The sequence below is a fragment of the Candidatus Viridilinea mediisalina genome, assembly GCF_002532535.1.
GTDB lineage: Bacteria > Chloroflexota > Chloroflexia > Chloroflexales > Chloroflexaceae > Viridilinea > Viridilinea mediisalina.
On the sequence record NZ_NQWI01000218.1, the window covers coordinates 1 to 3,318 of the forward strand.

General features: G+C 56.7%; 3 protein-coding genes. All 3 read left to right on the top strand.

The window, feature by feature from the left end:
- Positions 1-98: 98 nt before the first annotated feature.
- Positions 99-1,103 carry a zinc-ribbon domain-containing protein gene (locus CJ255_RS21415; protein ID WP_097646111.1) on the top strand — a complete coding sequence of 335 codons (1,005 nt, stop codon included), beginning with the start codon at positions 99-101 and terminating at the stop codon, positions 1,101-1,103.
- A gap of 167 nt (positions 1,104-1,270) precedes the next feature.
- On the top strand, positions 1,271-2,266 hold the full coding sequence (locus tag CJ255_RS21420; RefSeq protein WP_097646112.1) for a hypothetical protein: 996 nt from the start codon (positions 1,271-1,273) through the stop codon (positions 2,264-2,266).
- A 67-nt stretch (positions 2,267-2,333) separates the two neighbouring features.
- A complete protein-coding gene (locus tag CJ255_RS21425) occupies positions 2,334-3,110 on the top strand; it encodes an alpha/beta fold hydrolase (protein ID WP_097646113.1) in 777 nt (258 codons plus the stop codon).
- Positions 3,111-3,318: the final 208 nt, after the last annotated feature.

A 3,318-nucleotide genomic window follows, 5' to 3' on the forward strand; every position in this document is an offset into this window, starting at 1 on the left:
CCCCTGTTCTCTGTTCCCCTGTTCTCTGTTCCCCTGTTCTCTGTTCCCCTGTTCTCTGTTCCCCTGTTCCCCTGTTCCTCTGTTCATGGAAAATTCCCATGTCTGACATCACCTGCCCCAATTGTGGCAAAAAAACCAGTGAAACCACCTACTTTTGCCCTGAGTGTGGCGCACGCCTAAACGAAGCACGTGAGGCTACAGGCAGCCAGGCTACCGTGGTGTTACCCCCATATGCAGCACCCGCCACCCAGCGCTTTGATGAGCCCACTGCTGCTGAGGCGGCCTCACATGATGCTCAGTGGGCCACAACGCAGGCATTTCCAACACCCAATCCCTCTGAAGCAGTATCGGGATCACAGAACAACCGTGCTATCTGGTGGCTCTTCGCAACCGGTGGTTGTCTGCTCATCGCCTTTTTGGGTACCTGCATCGCCGCTTTTGCCGCCTTGCTTGCCTTTCAGCCGGATGGGCCCATCCAGGTAGAAGAAGTGAGCGGCATCGCTCCAACTCAAGGAGCAGGAGGAGGCGGGATTGTTCCCTTGGATGCCCCCATCGCTGGAGGGGCTATCCTTCTGCGTGAGAGCTTTGATCAACCGGCCAACAGTGTCGTCAGCAGTTCCGAGAGCCAATATACCCGCTACGCCTTTGAAGATGGGGCCTATGTGATTGAGGTCAAGGCGACAGAGCGGATCGCGTGGGCCATAGTCGGCGGCCCCTACGATGATGTCCGCATCACCCTTGACACACGAATGCGGGCCAGTGATCCTGCTGCGGCAATTGGGATCATCTTCAACCACCAAGACGACAACAACTTCTATCTCTACAGCATTTCAAATGATGGCTACTACATGCTTGAGATATTGATCAATGATCAATGGGATGCTTTAATCGATTGGACAGCAAGTAATCATATCAACACTACGAGCAATCGCATGGGTGTAGCTACCCGTGGTGAGCAGATCAGCCTGTATGTCAATGACATGCTACTCACACAGACCCGCGATGCTACATTTAGGGGTGGTGATGTTGGCATTGCACTGGCGTCCTTTGATGAAGTGCCAGCCCGGGTTAGCTTCGATAATCTTGTGATTACTCGCAATTAGCCTATGGGAGGATATGCTACCCATTCGCATGACGTTTAGGGCTACCGCCCTACAACCCGCTGTTGGGGCTACGCCCCAAATTCCATTTTTTGTTGCGTTTTGGCGGCGAAGCCGCCAAAACGCAACAAAAAGAGTTTTTTACGCACCCTATATTCCCCAGAGAAACTATGCTGCCTGAGCGTCTTGCCACAGAACTCAACTACTTCGGCGAACTACTCTGCCAGCCCATCAACCGTTGGGAGGGCTTTGAGCTCAGTGCGCCCCATAGCCGGACACATGGCCTACGCGAGCAAATCTTCTATGCAAGCTGGCTGATGGCGCTGCTCGCAAAGCATCCCGCTGTTGAAGCAGACGAACGCAGTTATGCCCTGAAAGCACTCGTTACCGGCATCAACCGTCTGATTCAGCGTCGCATTTGGGCACCATGGGCCAACACCATTGAACAACTCGGTCAAGTGCCCGATCCTATAGACAGAGGCCATGCTAGCTACAGTGGCAGCCTCGGCACCCTGCTTGGCCTTGCCGCCAGCCTCGGCGAACACCCCTATGTCGCTGATCCCGTGGTGCTACGCTGGTCGCACGAATTTGTCTTCAATTACAACCATGTTCAGATGCTACAATCCCTCAGCGCCAACATGCACAAAGACGAGAGCGGGGCAATTGTGGATCAGGACGAAACGACGAGTTCCAGTGCAATGGCCCTCGTTCTTTGGGGGCTGCGCCTCAGTCCCATCATGCTTGAACCTGATCAGCAGAGTGCGAGTGAGCGTTGGCTCAAAACGCTCCGCAACAAGCTGATGCTGCGCGGGCCACGTCTACCTGGGCGGGGGCTTTTTGCCCATAGCTACCACGTTCGTCGTCGCCGGGCGAGTCTACGTAGCGACGCCCTTGAGGATGCCATGACGCTTGCCCTGTTAGCGCCCGTCGTACCTGAGTTGGCCCAAGAGCTTGCTCCACGCCATTGGCCAAGTGTTGCCCAACCAGAGCGGGTCACGTCAACCCTTGTTCTCGCCTTCAGTGCCCTTGCCGCCCTAGCACTGCAAGAGGAAGAGCGAGCCACACAACTCAGCACTGCCGCTACTGCTCGTCCTGACAGCGACACACCACTGCCACGAGCATTGTTGGGACTTGGGGCTTGTGGTGGGCTCATGCCATCGTTGTAACTTTGGAGGTGGTCATATGGAACTGCCCTTCCCTGGTTCTAAGCAGCGTAGTTTCAAAGGTAACCACATGCAAATTCACCTCAACGGCATCAAGCTTAACTACCACGAGGAGGGCAGTGGGCCAGCCATCGTGATGCTGCATGCCTTTCCCTTAGCCGGTGCGATGTGGCACACACAGGTCGCCCTTCTGCGCGAACAGTACCGCGTCATCGTCCCCGATCTACGCGGCTTCGGGGGTAGTGAGGCTCCGCCTGGGCCATACTTGATGGACACCATGGCCGACGATGTGGCTGCGCTGCTCACGCAGCTTGGCATAGCGCAAAGTGCCGTTATTGGCCTCTCGATGGGGGGCTATATCGCTTTTAGCCTTTGGCGTCGCCACCGGCAACTGCTAAGTGCCCTCGTCCTTGCCGATACGCGCGCAGCCCCCGACAACACCGAGGGTCAGGCGGCCCGTGAAGCCAATGCGCGCCTCGTGGAGGAAGCAGGGCCACCCGCCATTGCCACCAAGATGATTCCCAACCTTGTAGCCCCAAGCGCGAGCCAAGCGCTGCGCGATGAACTGAGCAGGCTCATTCATGCCAACAGCAGCCAGGGCATCGCCGGTGCCTTACGCGGCATGGCCCTGCGCCCCGATTCACGCCCCGACCTAGGCAGCATCAACATTCCCACTCTGGTAATTGTAGGCACTGAAGATAGCCTCACCCCACCAGCGGAAGCCGAAGCCATGCACCATGCGTTGCCCAACAGCACCCTCGTGCAGATTGAAGGAGCGGGACATCTAAGCAATCTCGAACAACCCACAGCCTTCAATTCAGCGCTGCAAAGCTTCTTTGCAGCATAGATTCTTTGGGGTGGGGGTCTGGGGAAGGATGGTTTGGGGCGTAGCCCCAAAGTGGGTTTTAGGGCTACCACCCTAACAAAAAAGCAGGAGCCCGCATCGTTGGTGCGGGCTCCTGCTTTTTGTGTTGCAACGTGCGTGGACCTACCTTCCCAGGGCTCAGGCCCCAGTAATATCGGCGCTGCGGCGTTTCACGACCCGGTTCGGGATG

Excerpts from the sequence above, each read along its gene's own strand:
- CJ255_RS21415 (WP_097646111.1), top strand. The coding sequence starts at position 99 with ATGTCTGACATCACCTGCCCCAATTGTGGCAAAAAAACCAGTGAAACC.
- CJ255_RS21420 (WP_097646112.1), top strand. The coding sequence starts at position 1,271 with ATGCTGCCTGAGCGTCTTGCCACAGAACTCAACTACTTCGGCGAACTA.
- CJ255_RS21425 (WP_097646113.1), top strand. The coding sequence starts at position 2,334 with ATGCAAATTCACCTCAACGGCATCAAGCTTAACTACCACGAGGAGGGC.